Genomic DNA, 20208 nt, shown 5'->3' on the forward strand with positions numbered 1-20208 from the left:
AGTATTAATCTTTCTTTACTATATTTCATATTTGAGACTTTATATGTTCTTGACTTAAAACTTTATGATTACTAATTTGCATCATATCATTAAAAGTCCATAACAAACTATTCCAATTTACTATACTATTACTATTCATCACAATCTCAAAACTATCAATATCCCAATTTATAAAATTTTTTAAATCAACTTCACTACCTAAGAATCTAATATCATAATATAAATTATCTGCTTCACTATTCTTTCCGCTATATCCGATAATATCACCTTTTTTAACCACATCGCCTCTATTCACACTTACTTTTGAAAGATGTCCATATATTGAACTAAATCCAAATGAATGGACTAATTTAACAAACTTTCCTATCCCTTTTGTATCTTCACTTCTAGTTAAATCTACAATTCCATCTGCAGTTGCATAAATTGGCGTATTTGGAGGGAGGATAAAAACAATACCTGATTTTAACAAGCTATTCTTAGCCTCAATACTAGAATTAAATGGTTTTGAATTTGGCAAAAGCTTTAAAATTAAATTTTTTTGATTTAAATTAAGAGACTTTAAGTCAAACTGATTTATAGGTTCCACCTCAACACTAGAGTTTCTAAGACTTATTACATCTTCTAAATCAAGTATTTTTTGGTTTATCTCATTTAGCTTATGCTGACTTTGCTCTATCTCTTGCTGTAAATTCGCATTATCATTATAAACAACAACATACTTATCTATTGTATCATCTTTATGGTTTTGCATAGATTTTAGCTCACTTGCTAAAATTTTAATAGCAAAAAAAAGCACAAAAGCAAATATTATAATAAAAATAGAACAATAAAATAAAAATTTCTTTACGAATCTATGAATATTAAATTGTCTAATTCCATTATTATCAATTATTGAAATAATAAATTTATCTCTAATATTCTTCATTTCAATCTCTTTTGCATAAATTTTTCAACAACGCTAAATGACCCAAACACGAGATAATCATAATCCTTTTTTATTCCTCTAAATTTATCATAGGAGATATTTAAAGATTCTAATATTTCTATTAAATCTCTTTTTTTGATAATTCTTTTATTATTTCTAATTTCAATAATTTCTAATCTTAAAATATTATCTTTTAAGATACTTAGTATTTCTTTAATATTTTTTTGAAAATAGCTATTATACACTAATATAACTTTTTTATTTTTTAAACTTTCTTTTATAGCTAAAGCTGCATTTTGATTATGTCCAACATCAATAATTATATTGTTTGCAATCCTCTCAAACCTCCCTCTTAAGTCTAATTTTTTTAATGTAGTTAAATCATATTTTAAACCTAAAATATCAGCAGCCTTTAGGGCAAGAAGTAAATTAGGTTTTAAAAATGAAGCTAATTGATGTTTTTTAAAGTAATTATCTATACTAGAATCTTCTCTAAAGTCTAAAAAATACAAACTTACGCTCTTATGTTGTGCAATTTTTGTAGCAATATTTTTTATTACATTATGTTTTTGAATACCAATAATACTAGGATTTACCATAGCATTAAGTTTTGTTGTAGCAATTTCTTCAATACTATTTCCTAGCATTTCGCAATGATCAAAATCAATCACACTAAAAATGCACATATCTCTATGCAATACACTTGTAGAATCAAACTCTCCACCAATCCCTGCTTCTAAAATTAAATAATCAACATCTTGTGCAAGAGTCAGTGCTAAAAATGTGGCATATTCAAAATAGCTACATTTATTAATAAAATCAAAGTTTTGTAAAAAAAAATGAGCTTTTTTTAGCTCCTTATAATTTACAATCTCCCCATTTTTATAAAATCTCTCATTAAAGCTAAAGATATGAGGGCTTGTAAAATGCAAAACATTAAAATTATTTTGTATTAAAGCAAGGCTTAAGAATCTACCTGTGCTTCCTTTTCCATTAGTCCCTAAAACTTGAATGGTTTTAAAGTTATGCTTTAATTTGGGTTTTAATAAAGAATAAATAATTTTTGCTCTATTTTTATCAAACTTTGCATATTCCTGCCCTTTATTAAACATATATTTTTCTACTAAATTCATATTAAATCTTTAATTTTTAATTTCTTAACATTAACTTTTAGGTGTATTTTTTGATTTTTATAAATAAAAGTTTTAGTCTCTAAAATAGAATCAAGCAATTTCATTGAAATTTCAATAGTATTATTTGGAATTACAAGAATTGAGTTTTTTCCATAAATTAAAACATTATCTTTTCCTTCTGATATTAGTATTTCATAAAGTGCTTTACATAGTCTCCTTAATGCCTCATCAGGAAGATTTAAAACAATATATTCATCAATTTCATAAAGCAAAGCATCATCATCTAATTTTTTAAACTTCAATGCCTCAATATTTAATATAGAACTTGATAATTTTGATGAACTATTTAACAATTGGTTTAATTTAGAATCTATAATGTTTAGAGGGGTTTTTTCATCAACATCAATTAAATTGGATTCTCTTAAAAGTTTTAATGCCTTTTGTAAAATTTTATTTGTATCACTAGATTGACTTTCTAGCTTATTTTTATAGATATGAGAGAGTGTATTTATAAAGTCATTACGAGTTTTTATAGGATAATTATTTAACTCTTTTCTTATATCTTCATTAAACTTGGAGCTCCAAAGATTATACCATTGACACTCATCAAATTCTAAACCTAAAGCCTTAAGCTCTTTACATAAAATTTGCAAAAAATATTCTGGCGTAAAATCTACATTATAATTAATATTAATAATTGCATTTTTTATAGCAAGTTTGATTTTTTCATTCATTGCCAATTATAAGCTACTTGTGAGACAAACTTATCAATAGCAGAAAGTGAAGCCTCTCTTAATGCAACAAAACGTCGTTCATCAGTAATTGTAGATAATGTATCCACTGTAAAATCATAATAACCATAATTTTTAAATTTCTTTAAATTTCCCTTTTTATCAGTATAAGTAAATGATAAATTGACAGAAGCGCGATAGAAATTAGCAAAACCCTCTTTATTATCAGCAATAGAATATAAATCTACATTTACTATCTCTATGGTAATAATTGTCTTAGCCATATCTTTTGATACAAGATTTGAATGAAATCTTGTTGTAATTGCTTGGTTTAGAGCATCTTTTGCAATTACAGAATTCTCTGGGTCTGAAAGATTTACAATAGATTCTACATATATATCTTCTCCAATAGCTTTCTTACTATAATATGATATAGGGTAATAACCACATCCAGCAGTAAAAAAAATAATAAATAATAAATTAAAAATATTCATTTAATAACAAAATTAATAAGTTTATTTGGAACTATAATTTCTTTAAATATAGTTTTATTTTCTATCCATTTTTTAGCACTTTCTTTTGCAAGAACAATTATTTCTTCATTACTACAATTAAGCCCTACATCAATCTCTGCCCTTCTTTTACCATTAATCGAAATAGCTAATGTTATTTTCTCACTTTTTAGAGCATTAGAATCTATATCAATAACTCTAAAATTCTCTAAATTAAAATATTTTTGACTTAATTCATAACAGATATGAGGAACTATTGGCTCTAAAACATTTAATAAAATATAATATCCCTCAAACCATACTTCATCATTATTTTGTGCAATTAAGGAGTTTAATGCCTCCATACAAGCAGCAATTAAAGTATTAAAAGGATATTCTTTATTGGTAAATACGCTATTACTTTTTAATAATGCTTCATAAACCTTTTTTCTGGCATATTTTTCACTCCCATTTAAATTACTAAATTTTAAAGTATTAAAATTGAGATTCTTAATATTTTTAGAGTTTGCATATAATCTATTTAAAAAATTATAAGAACCTTTTAGTGCATCATCATTCCATTCTAATTCCTTTGTAGGTGGTGCTGCAAATAAAATAAATAATCTAGCACTATCCGCACCAAATGAATTAATAATTGACTTTGGCTCAACTACATTGCCTTTTGATTTACTCATTTTAGAACCATTTTTTAATACCATTCCTTGAGTTAAAAGCCTTGCAAATGGTTCATTGATATTAATATACCCTAAATCTCTTAATACTTTAGTAAAAAATCTAGCATAAAGCAAATGCAATACTGCGTGTTCTATACCACCAATATATTCATCTATATTTAACCAATATTTTAATGAAACCTCATCAAATGCTTTATCTTCCCACATACTCCTTGGTGTAGTGTATCTTAGAAAATACCAACTAGATTCCATAAATGTATCCATAGTATCACATTCTCTTACTGCATCTCTTCCACATTTTGGACATTTAGTTATCTTCCAAGTTGGGTGATTTAAAAGTGGATTACCCTCTTTATCAAAAGATATATCATCAGGCAAAATAACAGGAAGTTTTTCTTCTTTTACTATTCCACAATGATCACAAGAAATAAGAGGTATAGGAGCCCCCCAATATCTCTGCCTTGAAATTCCCCAATCTCTTAATTTATAGTTAATAACTCTTTTGCCTAAATTATTATCTTCAAAGTATTTAATTACCGCTTCTTTTGCTTCACTTGATGTTAAACCATTAAGCTCATTACTATTGATAAGCTTACCATTAGAAGAAAATTGTTCATCGCCATCAAATACATATTTAATATCTAAATTATACTTTTTAGCAAATTCAAAATCTCTCTCATCGTGTGCAGGAACACACATTATTGCACCATTACCATAATCCATTAATACAAAATTTGCTACAAATATTTCTAATTTCGCATTTGTTAATGGATGTATTACAAATATTTCAAGGCTAAGTCCATTTTTTTCTTTCACAGCCCTATCTTTAGAGCTCATATTCCGCATAGCAATAATAGAATCTATTTTATCCTTAGAAATTAAATTATTTTCTATTAGATAGCTTATAAGTGGGTGTTCTGGTGCTAAGGCACAATATGTAACCCCATAAATTGTATCTGCCCTAGTTGTAAAAACATCAATTTTGCTAAATTCACCAAAATTTCCATCTAGTTTAAAACTAAACTCTAATCCACTAGACTTTCCAATCCAATTTTTTTGCATAGTTATTACTTGTTGCGGCCAATCAAGCTTATCTAGCTCATTTAAAAGCTCCTCTGCGTATGCAGTAATCTTTAGATAATATTGATACATCTCTTTTTGCTCTACACAAGTATCACACCGCCAACATTTACCTTCTATCACTTGTTCATTTGCTAAAACAGTCATATCCTGTGGACACCAATTAAGATATGCTTTTTTACGATATACAAGCCCACTATCCCACATTTTAGTAAAGAATTCTTGCTCCCATTTTGTATATATATTATCACTTGTAGCAAATTCTCTTTCTTTAGAGAAAGAAAAACCTAGACTCTGCAATACTTTTTGCATACTAGATATATTTTCATAAGTCCAAGTTTTTGGATGGTAGTTATGTTTAATCGCGGCATTTTCTGCTGGAAGTCCAAAAGAATCCCAACCTATCGGGTGAAGTACATTAAAACCTTGCTTTCTAAAATGCCTAGCAATAGCATCACCTATGGTATAGTTTCTAACGTGTCCCATATGAATATTACCACTTGGGTATGGCAACATACTTAAAATATATTTTTTAGGCAAATTAAAGTCATCTTTTGGTTCAAAAGAATTTAGCCAAATATTTTGCCATTTTTGTTCTATCTCTTTTGGATTATATGTCATATCTTATCCTAATAATCAGTATCTTGAGCCTTTATGCTCTCAATTAAAATAATGCATATAGAAAAGATATTTGCTATTAATGCACCTATAGTAAGAGCATAAGCTACATTTAAATCACCCAATATTTGATACCATAAAAATGCAGGTATTAAGTGAAAATCTGCTACGATAGAACTTGCAAATAATTCTGAAGATAATATCTTCCTTGTCCCAATTCTTAATGTGGTAGATATAAAATTTATAGCAGTTGCTAAAAATAGTAATACAATATTTGATTCAAACAAAAAACCAACTGTAGAAGTTAAGCTCATTAAAGTAAAAAATATAAATATAATTCTTCCCCAATCCATTATACACTCCTAGATTCTACCAGTTTCATACATTTTTCTTAATCTTTCTTTTTCTTGTCTTTTTTGTTGCTTTTTTGCTTCTTTTGCATAATATTCTTCAATATTAAAACCAAACAATATGGCTAATTTAGGTGCTACAAACATAGAGCTATAAGTCCCAACGATAGAACCAATAAGCATAGGCAAAGTAAAGCCTTTTAATATTTCACTTCCAAAGAAAAATAAGATTGCTATTACAAAAAATACAGTTAAAGATGTAAGAAGTGTCCTTGAAAGTGTCTTTGATATAGCATCATTTATAACAAATTCAACACTATTAAATTTTTTTGAAAGCATTTGCTCTCTAATCCTATCAAAAATAATTATAGTATCATTTATAGAATATCCAATTAGTGTTAAAAGTGCTGCTATAACATCAAGACTTAAGTCTATATTAAACACCATAATAGCTGCACCAGAGATAATAACATCGTGAATTAGGGCAACAATACTAGCAAGAGCAAATCTCCACTCATATCTAAATGATACATAAATCATCATCGCAATAATTGCTAAAACAATAGCAATTATTCCATTTTTAGCAAGTTCACTTCCAGCCTTTGGACCTACATTCTCAATTCTGCGAATTTCAAAATCTCCTGTTTTATTTAAAGTATTTTTAATCTCATCTGAAATATCTATATTTGCATCTTTAATAAAAGGAAATTTTATAATTATTTCATTTTTAGAGCCAAATTCTGTAATTTGAGAGTCTTTAAAAAATGTATTTTGATTGAGCAATTTTCTTATATCTGATATTGGTGCTTCTTTAGAATTATATTGTATTTGAGCTACACTTCCACCTGCAAAGTCAATGCCAAGATTAATACCTTTAGTAAAAAATAGAATAACTATTGCAATGATAAGTATTAACACAACCATAAAACCATAATTACTATATTTAACAAAGTCATAAACTTTATCGTGTCTAAAAAAATCCACTATTTTTCCCCTAATTTAATTCCAAACCAAAAATTAACTTTTTTTGTATGATTTATTTTTTCACCAAGCCATAAATAAATACCATGTGTTCCTATAATAGCTGTTATAATGGAAGCTAAGATTCCAATACCCATAGTAACAGCAAAGCCCTTAATAGGACCTGTGCCATAAACATATAACAATACTGCTATGATTAAAGTAGTATTATTTGCATCAAAAATTGCTCTAGTTGCATTCACATAACCAAAAGAAATTGACTGAACTATATTTTTACCACTACGCAAAGCCTCTCTAATGCGTTCATTAATAATAATATTTGCATCTATTGCCATACCAACTGTTAGAACAATTCCAGCCATTCCTGGAAGAGTAAGGGTGGCTCCAAAAAGACTCATTATAGCAATAATAGCCAATATATTTACAAATAATGCACTAACAGCAATAACTCCAGCAAATCCATAATAAAAAATCATAAATAAAATAATCACAAAAAATGCACCAAATAACGCAATTAAAGATGACTTTATACTATCTGCTCCAAGCGATGGACCTATGCTTCTTTTTTCTAGTAACTCAAGAGGGGCACTCAAAGCTCCACTACGAAGAGCTATGGCAATATTTTTTGCTTCATCAGCACTGAAATTTCCACTAATTTGACCACTTCCACCACCAATTCTCTCTCTTATAACAGGTGCAGAATAAACCTTATTATCAAGCACAACTGCCATCCTCTTTTTTATATTATTTCCAGAAAAATCGCCAAAAATCTTTGCTCCTATTGAATTAAGGCTAAAAGCAATTACAGGCTGCCCCCTCTCATCATAAGCTACTCTAGCATCAGTTATCATGCTACCATCTAATATAGGTATTTCTTTTAATAGTATTTTAGATTGAACATCTTTCCCTGTAGAATTAATAAAATTTAATATTACATCGCCATAACTAGCAGCTTCTGCATCGCTCATAGAATTTACTCTAGAATCTCTATCTTCATCAACTGCCATCATTTTTAATTGAGCTGGACGAATAATTAAATCTAAAGCTTTCTGTTCTTCTTCTTTGGTTTTAATCCCCGGTAATTGAACTAAGATATTTTCCTCACCTTGTCTTGTAATGCTAGGTTCTGTTAATCCATAAATATCAAGTCTATTCCTTATTGTATCTATTGCTTGATCTAGGGCAGAATTTTTTATTAAAATCATTTCTTCTTTACTAAAATAGATATTATATTTTCCATTATTTTCATCTATTAAGATTCCATTAATAGATTTTAAAAGATTACCAAGTGCTTCTTTTTGAGAGTAGTCTATTAACTCAAAGGTAATTCCATTATCCTTAGTTTTTAATGAATCTATTAAAATTGATTTATCATGAGTTTCATAATTAATTTGTGTAGCAATATAAGAATATCTGCTTTTTATTGCCTCATCAGTATTAATACCTAATAAGATATTAATCCCGCCTTGTAAATCTAGACCTAGAGTTATCCTTGGTCCGGATGTATTAAAAAGTGATGGTATAGAAAAAATAATTCCAAATAAAAATATAGCAATAAAAATTATAGTTCTAAAATTAAAAAATTTTTTCATAAGTATTAGCTATTAGTTTTTTCTTCATACTTATATGCGACAAATTCTTTAGCTAATCTTGCTTGTGTCTCATCATTAATTTTAATAGTAAAAAATTTATCTTCAACTTTTAACACTTCACATATTAATCCACCATTAATTACAATCTTATCACCTTTTTTTAAATTTGCCAACATTTCTTTATGTGCCTTTTGCTGTTTTATCTGTGGTCTTATAATAACAAAATAAAAAATCGCAAATATAACTACTAAAGGCAATAGTTGAACTAAAACATTATTCATAATCAATATTCTCCTTTATAAAATTTAGATTCTATATTTTTTATACTTAAAATTTCTAACTCTTGTTTCTGTGTTCAATTTTATACTCAATTATTAAAAACAACGAGCCTAAGATTCCAGCTAAACTTGAACCAATCAAAATAGATAACTTTGATAAATCTGTGCTTAATGGATTGCTAAATGCTAAGTTTGATACAAAAATTGACATAGTAAAACCTATACCTGCTAACATTCCTGCACCAAGTATATTAATCCAACTAACAGATTCTGGTTTTTGTGCAATTTTAAGCTTATCGCAAAGGAATGTAAATACTAAAATACCAATAGGCTTACCAATGACAAGCCCTAAAATTATTCCTAACATAATATGGTCTATATCAAACCTTATTTCATTGCTTATTGCCACACCTGCATTTGCAAATCCAAATAGAGGCATAATTAAAAAATTACTCCAAGGTGCAAGTGTATGTTCTAATCTAAGAAGTGGATTTTGAACATTTTTTGAGCCTTTAATAATGGAACTTAAAATATTTAATTGGTCTTGATGAAGCAAAATATTTTCTCTTTCTTTATCTTTATTCATAAATAATGGTATAAAATCACTAGATACCTTTGAAGCAAAATCATTACCATTTAATTTTGGTCTAATAGGTATTGTAAATGCCAATGCAACAGCTGCAATTGTAGCGTGAATTCCTGTATTATGAACTGCTAACCATAAAAATACCCCAATAATTAAATATGGTGATAAAAACCTTATATCTAATTTATTTAATGCAATTAAGATGCCAAGTAAGATTACAGAAGTTATAAACCAAGTTACACTAAAATCACTAGTATAAAAAACACCAATAACAATGATAGCACCTAAGTCATCTGCCACTGCTAGTGTAACTAAAAATACTTTTAATGCAACAGGAACTCTCTTGCCAAGTAACATCATAACACCAAGTGCAAAAGCTATATCTGTTGCCATTGGAATTCCAAATCCACTTTGAGAAGGTGTTCCAACATTCAGACTAAAATAAATAATTCCTGGGGCTATCATACCTCCTAATGCTGCTAAAACAGGGAAAGCTGCTTTCTTAAAACCAACTAACTCACCAAACAAAAACTCTCTTTTTATCTCTAAACCAACAATCAGAAAAAATATTGACATAAATACATCATTTAACCAATGATGAAAACTCATACCAATAAAATGTTCCCCTATTTTAAACCCAAAGGGGAGCTCCCAAAGCTCAAAATAATAATGAGAGAAGCGGGAATTTGCTACAATCATTGCAAGTAAAGCACATAAAAATAGTAAGATTCCACCTGCTGCTTCACTATGAAAAAAAGATGTGAATAATCTGCTTATTTTTTTAAACATAATCAAATCCTATTCTTTTGAGATTTTAAAAACAAGATTCTAGCATAATTTTATTTTACTTCAGATATTCTCCCATCTGCAAAACAAAGATAGGCAGTTACATTTGAATAGTATTTCCTTACATATTGCAAATATTCTTTGACTTGTTTTTCTTTAACAACTAAGTCTAAATCACTACTTTTATAATCAAGCAAAAAAATATTATCTTTTGTCTCTATAAGACAATCTATACGCTTAAGCGAAGAATCCAAATATGAAATTTCACATTTTATATTAATGGCATTTTCCAAAATATCTCTAATTGTAGTGTTATTTAAAATATTTTGCATACTTTTTAAAACTTCTAATCTTTCACTATCATTTAATATTAACCCAAATCTATTTAATAAAACTTGTGATATTTCATCTTCTTTCATATTGTATTTTAAATAAAATTCTAAAGCTAAGTGAAGTGCTACACCCTTTAGCCTTGATTTTGTAGTATATGAAATATTTTCATCATTGATAAAATCATCTTGTTTTCCAAATGAAGACTGGACTAAAAGATTTTGCACGGTAGAATCTAAATTATTAACTTCTTTACTGCTAATAATATCTTTACCAATTTTAAAATCTTTTAAATTTAAAATATCAAAAATCCCTTTTTGTGTTTTAATAATATAGAGACTTTCTTTTGCCCTAGTGAATGCAACATATAATAAATTAATACCATCTAATCTTTCTTCTTGCTGTTTTTTTTCTAAGATGAAGTTAAACTCTTCATCTACATATTTTCTATATTTAGAATCCTTCAAATAATAGATTCTATCTAACGATAATCCTTTATAATCATAATAAAAAATATCATTACTATGTCTTTCTTTGCTATATTCACATACTATAACATCACTAAATTCTAAACCCTTAGAATTATGTATATTCATTATTTTTATATTGCATTTATTATCTTCAATAACCTCAATATCTGCATTTTTTAAAAACTCTATAAATTCATCTAAACCATCATACAAAACAGCATTTTCTAGTATTAAAATAGCAACTTTTCCATATAACCTGAAATATTCCATAATTTTTAGAGTAATTTTACTTGGAGATAAATTAATATCAATTTCTAATTTAATATTGGAATAAAAACTATCGCCATTCAACTTATAACAATTTTTAAGATAAAGCTCATTTTTACTATACAAATATAAGAGAGCATTTTTGATTATTAAAAACTCTTTATTAATACTATCTTTAATTTTAATTGATATTTTAATACCATTAATTTCATTTATTAAATAATCATATATCTCTTTTGCACTACTTGATTTTCTAGTTAAAATACATATATCTTTTCTATTATTTTGCAATAAATTTAAGATTCTATGTTTTATTGAAAATAGAATCTCGCCCTTTTCTTCTTTAGTTATAACCTCAACATAACCTTCAGTTGTGCTATTTTGAAGTTGTGTTTCATAATCACTAAATATATCTTTAAATGTCTCATTTACAAAATGAATAATATTTTTAGAACTACGATAATTTTTAGGAAGTGAAACTATATTCATTCCTAAAACTTTACTAATCTCTTTAAAAAGCTTACTATCACTTCCTCTAAAGGCATAAATTGCTTGTTTTTCATCTCCTACGAAAAATAAGCTCCTATTACTAACCCTGCCTATACCACTCTTAATCTCATCAATTAGTGGTTTTAAAATCTCATATTGTTTAATATTTGTATCTTGAAATTCATCTACTAAAATATGATTAATCCTAGAATCTAACCTAAAATAAAAGAAGTCTCTATCAATATGCTTATTTAATAAATCATAACAAAGCATATTTATATCACTAAAATTTAACTTATTTTTAGTCGCTAAAGTAGAATTTTTAAACCTTTTATATAGCTTATTAAATTTAATAATTTGCCCTAAAATTTCATTTTCTCTAAATATAAAATAACTCTTAAAAATATCTTTTATTTTATTTATTTTGAGATTATAAAATTCCTTATCATAATTAATTTTTTCTAAGGTTTCTTGCATTTTATCTGTAAGGTTAATAGAATCTATAATTGAATTTATACTACCAACATCATAGGTTTTATCAAATCTCTTTCTAAGTGAAGCAACCCCTTTTTTACCCTCTGTAATTTCTAAAATATAAGAACAAAGAGAATTAAAAGTTTCTATTAAATCCTCTTTAAAATCATCTTTTAAGGTTATATTTCTAATACTATAATCATCAATATTTATTTTATTTATCATATTAAGTAAATCTTTTGACATTATGTTATTAGAAGAGCAAAATTTTACAAGCAAATTAAATTCATCATCTATAAGGGAATTAAGAGATTTATTAAAAACTTCTTCATTGCTATTATAATTAACTCCTATTTCATAGTTACTAGAAATACCGGCATAAAAGCTAAACTTTTTTAATATCATATTAAAGAAAGCATCAAAGGTCATAATATGATTATTTGAACTAATAAAATTTTCATATATAGCTTTTTTTTTACTAGCAATAATATCTTTTGAAACTCCTAATTTTAAAAGCTCATCAAAATATGGTGTAGGAGTATCGTTTGATAAATCAAGTAATGTTTTTAAGATTCGCTCTTGCATTTCTTGCTGGGCTTTATTAGTAAAAGTAACACATAAAATCTCATTTACTCTAGCCCCTAAAAACAAGAGAGAGATATAACGCAGAGTTAATGCAAAAGTCTTTCCGCTACCAGCTGAAGCGCGGATTGACAACCATTGAATATTATTCATTTTTAATATTCTTAAATAAAAGAAATTTTATTTTATCTATATTAAAGCCACTAATTGATGATATAGGAATAATAAAAAGTGGTTTTTTAATACTAGATTCTATATTAAAAGTATTTATGGATTTTATATCTTTACAATCTAAAGTATCATTTACTAAGGCATCATTTACATACATAGAATCCTTTTGAATAATACTAAAGTAATTAAATAAATCATTACAATCTTGTTTTGCTTCAACATCAACCTTTGTAATAGCAATACCAAACTTCCTTTCTACAAGAGCTATATTAAAATTTTTAATCTCTTTTTGGAGGTTTAGAAACTGCTCTAAAATGTTTTTAGAAGAATCTAGCATAAACAAAAATATCTTTGTTCGCTCAATATGTTTTAAAAACTCTAATCCCAAACCTTTACCAAGGCTAGCACCATTAATTATTCCAGGAATATCGGCTATAACAAATGAATTAATTTCATCAATATTAACAACGCCTAAATTTGGTATTAAAGTAGTAAATTCATAATCTGCAATTTGAGGTTTGGCATTTGAAATTACTGATAAAAAAGTAGATTTACCTGCATTTGGAAATCCCACTAATCCAATATCAGCAATAACTTTTAATTCTAATCTTATATGTCTTAATTCTCCTTCTAAACCCTTTTGTGCATAAGTTGGTTTTTGATTGATAGAGTTTTTAAACCTAAAATTACCTAATCCTCCCTTGCCACCTTTCAAAAATAGTATTTTCCTAGGGGTATTAAAGTCATATAGGATATTATTTGTATCAAAGTCAATAATTTGTGTGCCAAGTGGTATTTTTATAATTATACTTTCACCTTTTTTACCACTCTTTTTTTTACCCTCACCAGGGGAGCCATTCTTTGCTTTATAATGTTTTTTACCACGGAATCTAGATAATGTATCTGAATTTAAATCTACCTCAAAATATACATCTCCACCATCTCCACCATCTCCACCATCAGGTCCACCTTGAATTACAAACTTTTCTCTTCTAAAGCTAATAGCACCTTCTCCACCTTTCCCAGAAGAAATAAAAATATCAGCACTATCTATAAACAAAACTAACTACTTTAATTATTTACCAAAAAGCTTTATTATTTCTTGTTCCATTTCTGGATAATATTTAGCCTTTACCTTATCAAGCGTATCTAATAATTTTTTTTCAAATAACGGTGTTAAACTAGATACTTTTTTACCAATATCTGTTTTGTAAAATTCTATTAAAGCTTTTAAATCATCTTCTGAATAATTCTCTTTATAAAAAGAAAACATATCTTTATCGAGCTCTTCTTTTACATCAAACATATAATTTTTTAATATAGCAGTTAAATCATCTTCCATTTCATCTGTAATATTTATTCCAAGAGTAGATAATTCACTATGTATAACTTTAAGTATAGTTCTATCATCAAACATAAGTTTATATGAAGCATTATAACCAGATAGTTCTAAAAAATCCTCATAAGCATCTTTATAATCAGAAAACAATAATGAAATAAGCAATAAAAATAAAATAAATATCTTTTTCATAAAATAATACCTCTTAAAATATAATATTTTTAGTATTACTTAAAATATTATAAATTTTAATTGGGAACTACTGATACTTTTTTTCTAAACTTATCTTTACGCTCAAACCTAACTATACCATCAATTAGTGAATATATAGTATGATCTTTCCCTAATCCTACATTATTACCTGGGTGTATCTTTGTTCCTCTTTGGCGAACAATAATATTACCAGCCCTAACAAACTCTGAACCAAATCTTTTCACCCCTAATCTACGACCTGCAGAATCTCTATTATTTTGGGTGCTACCTTGACCTTTCTTGTGTGCCATATTTTAATCCTTATATTTTAAATATTTAACCTTAATTATTTAAAGATTTCTACAACTCTAACTCTTGTAAAATCTCGTCTAAATCCTCTTTTTGTCTTACTATCTTTTCTTCTTCTCTTTTTAAAAGTAATGACTTTTCTTGCTCTTCCGTGATTGATAACTTCTAGTTTAACTTTAGCATTATTTAAAAATGGCGTCCCAAAATCAATTTTTTCGCCATCTATTAATGCTAATACTTCAGTTATCTCAATATTTGACTTTGGCTCAAGGTTTACTTTATCAAGAAGAATAATATCTCCAATTTTTACCTTGTATTGTTTGCCTCCATTCTTAATTATTGCTTGCATTAGCTTTCCTTTTAAATATTTTGAACTTTAAAATAAAAACTTGTATTTTATAACATAAGACTTTATTTTTTACTTAAAAAGCCAATTTAATAAAATTTCAAGTATAATTGTAAATCTAAATAAATAGAGCATTTAATTTGAGATAAGGAAAATAATGAAATATTTAGCATTATTGTTACTAGCAATTACTATGCAAGCAAATGATACAAAGATATATGATATAGTTAATATATACCAGAAAAATGGTATTGGTAGCATAAAAAATGCATTAGAAAAATATCTAATGGATAAATCCTATTGGCAGTATGTTCTTAAAAATAAAGATACAAAATTAGGTTATTATGAAAGTATAGATTATATTTTTATTGCATCAAAACTAAAAACTAGTTTAGAATTGTATAAACTTGAAGATGATAAATTAAAGTTAGTAAATAAAACAAGTGCTATTTTTGGCTCAAATAAAGAAGATAAAAAAACAGAGGGTGATTTAGCTACACCTATTGGTGTATATGATTTAACTAAAAAGTTACAAAACCTTGACCAATATTATGGACCTCTTGCATTTGCAACATCTTATCCAAACCTGCATGATAAATTAAATAAAAAAACAGGCTATGGCATTTGGATTCACGGACTTCCATTAAATGGAAACAGAGATAACAACACAAAGGGTTGCATCGCTATCGAAAATAATATCTTAATAGACTATGACAAAATAATAGACCATAAAAAAACAATTTTAATTACATCATCAACTGAAGTTAAAGAAGTAAAAAAAGATTCTCTAGCTAGTATCTTACAATCATTATTTATTTGGAGAGATGCGTGGATAAATAATGATTTAGGACTATATTTATCATTCTATGATGATAATTTCATTAGATTTGATGGTATGAGATTAAAAGACTTTAAAGAGTTTAAAAAAAGAGTATTTACAAAAGACGAACTAAAAACAATTGATTTTAAAGAGATAAATATATCTCCATATCCAAATGAAGATAAGAAAGATATGTATAGAATAACTTTCTTAGAAGATTACATGGCAGATGGTGGGTATAAATTTAAAGGAATAAAAGAGCTATACATTGTATTAAACAATGATAAAATGAAAATTATCATAGAAAAATAACTAAATACAAATATGGTTTTGCATTGTTTGAAAAACTAATGGAATCTCTGGAGTAGTATTTCTCTTATAAACTACAATGCCATCACATAAAAACCCAAGCCAAATAGAAAGTGTGCTATTTGCTAAAATAGCATTTTTACAAGCTCTCATTAATATAAAATCAAAGCTAACATTATCCTCATCATTAATATTAATAATCCTACAATTACTAAAATTTTCTCTAATAAAATTAATATCATTGCCAAAAACAAAAAATTCCACATCTCCAAGCTTATTTCTAATAATATCCATAGCTTTTCTATAATACTTCATATCAAGTAGAGTATAGGCAGGAATATTAACATAATCACCTCTACGAATATGAATAAAACAAGAATTTTTTGCTTGTTTAATATCCCTTAATATTACTAGATTCTTATGATTTAATAAAATACTAGGGGTTAAAAACTTAAGCACATTCTCTTTAAGGTCAATAAATTCCTTAAAATCCCACATATACTCTCTAAAAATATAATTACAATTACCAAGATTATCTGCTAATTCCCTAATAGTTCTAAATTTTTGATGAGGGAAAGATATAGTTTTATTTGTAGGATTTAAAAATGTTATTTTAAAAAATTTATTTGTAATTCTATTAATAAAACTTCTAGTCATAAAAGCAAAGTAGCTATATTTAATAACACTACAAAGAGTCTTTTTATTATTTATTATTGGTAAGTTTGTATTAAAGTTTATTAGTTCAAAATTCCTCGCATTTCTACCATAATGCACTCTATAATCTGAAATATCAAGATAGATTTTTTTATCTATATAGCTTTGAAGTTTTAAGCAAAATATATAATGAAATATTTGATTTCCAAGCCCACCTTCAAAATAGACTGCTACCCCCCCCCTCCATCAAATAATTTTTATCTTTAAAGCATTTATTCAAAATAATATTCCTCTTAATTCATCTTGTAAAATGATAGTTTGTTTAATAACTTTACAAATATTTATTATATTATCTATTTCATTATAACCACATTTATAATTACTACGATATGATAGATATTTTTCAAGCACTTTACTCCCACCTATTGTATAATTATAGATTCTCTCATTAATACCAACTATCTTTAAATCATCATTTAAAAATAATTTATTATCTTTAAATCTCTCTTTAAAAGAAAGTTTTTTAATAACTAGATTTTCTTTTATTTCTAAACTTATACTACTATCTTGTGGAATATTTTTCATTAAATGCAAATCTATTAATTTTTGACCAATACTTTCTAACTTATCAAAAATATTAGAATCTACTTCAAAATTAATTTTTGGAAAGCCTATTTTAAGATACTCTGCATATTTAATTCTATAATTTGGATTATAAAGATTTGCATAAATAAAGGCTAAGATTTGCCTTTCAGTCTTAGATTTTAAAATTTTATGATTTTTACAATACTCTTTAAAAAATGGACTAAAATTTAAAACTTGCTTAGTTATAAATTGCTCTTCACCCTTTTCTTCATAATCAGCATTTTCTACTTTTTCATAGCGATAAAGAGGGGTAATATATGTTTGTCCACCATTATAGTTAATATCAATAGGCAAGTCTGAGATAAATGGTGCATCATAATAACCTGAATAATCTTTAGTAAAACAAAGTCCCAAATTATCGCCATTTAAAAAATGTTGCATAAATTTTTTTCTACTATCTCCACGAGGAATAATCTTGTTAATTTTTTCTAAAGGGTAATAACAAAATTGTATATCAAAAGGGCGATAAGCAACTTTCATAATATCATTATTGTTATAGTTTATAAAATATTGTTTTTGTAGTTGTAACTTCCAATCACTAGTCTCTTTTAAGTGATATTTCTGCAGTATTTTATTGTCTTCTAAATTTTGCATATCTTGTAGCATTTCTTTTACTTTATCATAGCTTACTTGAACCAATAGATTGTCTTTTCTAAATTTTATGCCACTATTATAATTTTCAAATATAGCCTTAATTTCTTTCTGCCCTTTAGTCTTAAAGGCTTTATCTTCTACTAGAGGAATGAAATCTTCATATTCTAAGTTTTCAAACTCCCTATCTATAAACCAAAAGAATGGCTCTTTTAACTCCAACTCTTTCCATTTAAGAGAATTAAGACCATCATAACTTAGCTTATTTAGAAAGTTAAATTTATCACTACTTCTTAATATATTATTTTCAAGTGTAGAGTAGTAAAAAACTTTATGAGAAAGGCTTACTTTACTAGGTGGATATTTTACAAAGAGGCTTATACAAACTCCTACACGAATATTAAAGACATTTTCATCATCTCTTGGGTCTTTTTGATTATCTCCGTGAAGGTTAATAATATAAATTTCATCAAAGCTATTATATAAATGTTCTCTCATTTTCCTATGTGTTCTACCCCATATAAATGAATTATTAGTAATAAATCCCATAAGTCCATATTTTGGCACATCTTTTATTACACTAGATATATTAGGTAACTTCTCATCTTGATTTGGATTAGTATTCTCTAATAATCTCCACTCTGCAAACCTTATAAATTTAACATAATCATCATTGATAGAATTTATATTTACTTCATTTAATCCATCTTTATAAACCTGCAAAATATTTCTTATCTCTAAAAGATTATTCTTGCTTTTTGCATTATATGGAGGATTACCTAATATAACGAGTAACTTATCTGTATGTTTTACATTTCTAGCTATCTTATCCTCTTCTTCTAGCAACATTAAAGGCATAGGAACTTCATTATCCCTATCAGTGTTTAAATCAAGGGTATTAGTTAATAAAATTTGGATTTTATTAACCTTGCTAAAATCATTAAAGCCTTTATTTATTAAAAAGTTTTGAAGCTTTAAATGAGCCACAATATAAGGAACAAAGCTTATTTCAAAACCATAAATATCTTTTAATTTTTGCTTTATAGCTTCATTTGTAAGATTTAAATTATCTTCATTTAAAATGACCTCAAATATTTTAACTAGAAAGCTACCTGTCCCTGTGGCAAAATCTAATACCTTTACACTAGAATCTAAAAACTCTTTTTTCTTATCTAGCTTATTTTTTAAAATATCATTTAAAAGAGAAACTATCGCATTAACAATAGGCTCTGGTGTATAAAATACACCACCTTCTTTTCTATTTTCACTTCCTCTTAAATCATCATATTTTTTTAAAAAATCTTCATATAAATATATAGTAATAGAATCTAAATCACTTTTTAAAGACTTAGAAATCGTCTCACCATCTATAAGACTAATAGTTTGTTTAATAATATCAAGCGAATTTAAAACTTCATATGGCAAATAGAATTGTGGGATAGAAAAATGTATAAATTCTTTTAATATCTCAAAGCCCTCTGGCAAAAGGCTCATAAAATCATTACTATTTTTTATAGAACCTTGCAAATGTGATACAAATAATCCATAAACTATACTCTGCCCTAAAATATCACAAAAATCATCTATACTAAGTCCTTGATAATTTGTAATATTTTTAAAACTAGAATAAGTCTTATTTAAAAACTTATAGAAAGGTGTTTGATGATGCTTATTATAAAAATCTCTAACTTTTGTAGCAAAATAAAAGCTTTGCTTACTAAGAATCTCAACTAATTCATCTCGTGATTTTATTAATACATAATCAACATTAAAAAAATCACTTATTAGTTCATTAAACTTATTAGATATATCTATAAAATCATCATTAGAATCTAGTTTAATTTCATAAACTTTCTTTCCGTATGACAATAAAATAAAATGATTATAGTTAGTTAATAAAATATTTGGTGAAATATTTGAATATCTCTCAATTTGCTTACTATCAATATGTCTCTTTAAATCTTCTCCCCATTT

General features: G+C 26.5%; 17 protein-coding genes and 1 pseudogene. 1 reads left to right on the plus strand and 17 read right to left on the minus strand.

Annotation, left to right across the window (positions count from 1 at the left end):
- Positions 1 to 25: 25 nt before the first annotated feature.
- The 15 genes from CQA44_RS00110 to rplU are packed head-to-tail and all read right to left on the minus strand — an operon-like array spanning position 26 to position 15218.
- Positions 26 to 925: a M23 family metallopeptidase gene (locus CQA44_RS00110; RefSeq protein WP_115545258.1), complete on the minus strand. Its 900-nt coding sequence runs from the start codon at positions 923 to 925 to the stop codon at positions 26 to 28.
- Positions 922 to 2058 carry a bifunctional folylpolyglutamate synthase/dihydrofolate synthase gene (locus tag CQA44_RS00115; RefSeq protein ID WP_115545259.1) on the minus strand — a complete coding sequence of 379 codons (1137 nt, stop codon included), beginning with the start codon at positions 2056 to 2058 and terminating at the stop codon, positions 922 to 924. The genes CQA44_RS00110 and CQA44_RS00115 overlap by 4 nt, the downstream gene beginning before the upstream one ends.
- A complete protein-coding gene (locus CQA44_RS00120; protein ID WP_115545260.1) occupies positions 2055 to 2792 on the minus strand; it encodes a hypothetical protein in 738 nt (245 codons plus the stop codon). Before CQA44_RS00120 ends, CQA44_RS00115 begins: the two co-directional genes overlap by 4 nt.
- The gene (gene lptE / locus CQA44_RS00125) at positions 2789 to 3283 is read right to left on the minus strand and encodes an LPS assembly lipoprotein LptE (protein WP_115545261.1); all 495 of its coding nucleotides are present in this window, start codon (positions 3281 to 3283) and stop codon (positions 2789 to 2791) included. The genes CQA44_RS00120 and lptE overlap by 4 nt, the downstream gene beginning before the upstream one ends.
- Complete coding sequence (gene leuS, locus CQA44_RS00130; RefSeq protein ID WP_115545262.1) at positions 3280 to 5676, minus strand: leucine--tRNA ligase; 2397 nt, start codon at positions 5674 to 5676, stop codon at positions 3280 to 3282. The genes lptE and leuS overlap by 4 nt, the downstream gene beginning before the upstream one ends.
- An 8-nt stretch (positions 5677 to 5684) precedes the next feature.
- Positions 5685 to 6026 carry a DUF6394 family protein gene (locus tag CQA44_RS00135; RefSeq protein WP_115545263.1) on the minus strand — a complete coding sequence of 114 codons (342 nt, stop codon included), beginning with the start codon at positions 6024 to 6026 and terminating at the stop codon, positions 5685 to 5687.
- Positions 6027 to 6035: 9 nt separating this feature from the next.
- On the minus strand, positions 6036 to 7007 hold the full coding sequence (gene secF, locus CQA44_RS00140; RefSeq protein ID WP_115545264.1) for a protein translocase subunit SecF: 972 nt from the start codon (positions 7005 to 7007) through the stop codon (positions 6036 to 6038).
- Entirely contained in the window at positions 7007 to 8596 is a 1590-nt protein-coding gene (gene secD / locus CQA44_RS00145) for a protein translocase subunit SecD (protein WP_115545265.1), read from the minus strand. The genes secF and secD overlap by 1 nt, the downstream gene beginning before the upstream one ends.
- A gap of 5 nt (positions 8597 to 8601) precedes the next feature.
- Positions 8602 to 8877, minus strand: coding sequence for a preprotein translocase subunit YajC (gene yajC, locus CQA44_RS00150; protein WP_115545266.1), 276 nt, complete (start codon positions 8875 to 8877; stop codon positions 8602 to 8604).
- Positions 8878 to 8932: 55 nt separating this feature from the next.
- On the minus strand, positions 8933 to 10249 hold the full coding sequence (nhaA, locus tag CQA44_RS00155; protein WP_115545267.1) for a sodium/proton antiporter NhaA: 1317 nt from the start codon (positions 10247 to 10249) through the stop codon (positions 8933 to 8935).
- A gap of 50 nt (positions 10250 to 10299) precedes the next feature.
- Positions 10300 to 13011, minus strand: a complete 2712-nt coding sequence (locus tag CQA44_RS00160) for a RecB-like helicase (protein WP_115545268.1) — start codon at positions 13009 to 13011, stop codon at positions 10300 to 10302.
- The gene (gene obgE, locus CQA44_RS00165) at positions 13004 to 14089 is read right to left on the minus strand and encodes a GTPase ObgE (RefSeq protein WP_115545269.1); all 1086 of its coding nucleotides are present in this window, start codon (positions 14087 to 14089) and stop codon (positions 13004 to 13006) included. The genes CQA44_RS00160 and obgE overlap by 8 nt, the downstream gene beginning before the upstream one ends.
- 15 nt (positions 14090 to 14104) lie before the next feature.
- Complete coding sequence (locus tag CQA44_RS00170; protein ID WP_115545270.1) at positions 14105 to 14560, minus strand: DUF2059 domain-containing protein; 456 nt, start codon at positions 14558 to 14560, stop codon at positions 14105 to 14107.
- Between the two features lie 56 nt (positions 14561 to 14616).
- Positions 14617 to 14871 (minus strand): 50S ribosomal protein L27, encoded by a 255-nt coding sequence (gene rpmA, locus CQA44_RS00175; protein WP_115545271.1) that lies wholly within the window; start codon positions 14869 to 14871, stop codon positions 14617 to 14619.
- 35 nt (positions 14872 to 14906) lie between these two features.
- The gene (gene rplU, locus CQA44_RS00180; RefSeq protein ID WP_115545272.1) at positions 14907 to 15218 is read right to left on the minus strand and encodes a 50S ribosomal protein L21; all 312 of its coding nucleotides are present in this window, start codon (positions 15216 to 15218) and stop codon (positions 14907 to 14909) included.
- A 154-nt stretch (positions 15219 to 15372) separates the two neighbouring features.
- Here rplU and CQA44_RS00185 point away from each other — a divergent pair, with 154 nt between their 5' ends.
- On the plus strand, positions 15373 to 16347 hold the full coding sequence (locus CQA44_RS00185; RefSeq protein WP_115545273.1) for a murein L,D-transpeptidase family protein: 975 nt from the start codon (positions 15373 to 15375) through the stop codon (positions 16345 to 16347).
- On the opposite strand, the pseudogene CQA44_RS00190 reads toward CQA44_RS00185, so the two are convergent.
- A pseudogene (locus CQA44_RS00190) lies at positions 16348 to 17220 on the minus strand (alpha-1,2-fucosyltransferase); the annotation flags it as partial.
- Between the two features lie 54 nt (positions 17221 to 17274).
- Entirely contained in the window at positions 17275 to 20103 is a 2829-nt protein-coding gene (locus CQA44_RS00195) for a type ISP restriction/modification enzyme (RefSeq protein WP_258864845.1), read from the minus strand.
- Positions 20104 to 20208: the final 105 nt, after the last annotated feature.

The organism is Helicobacter sp. MIT 14-3879, from assembly GCF_003364125.1.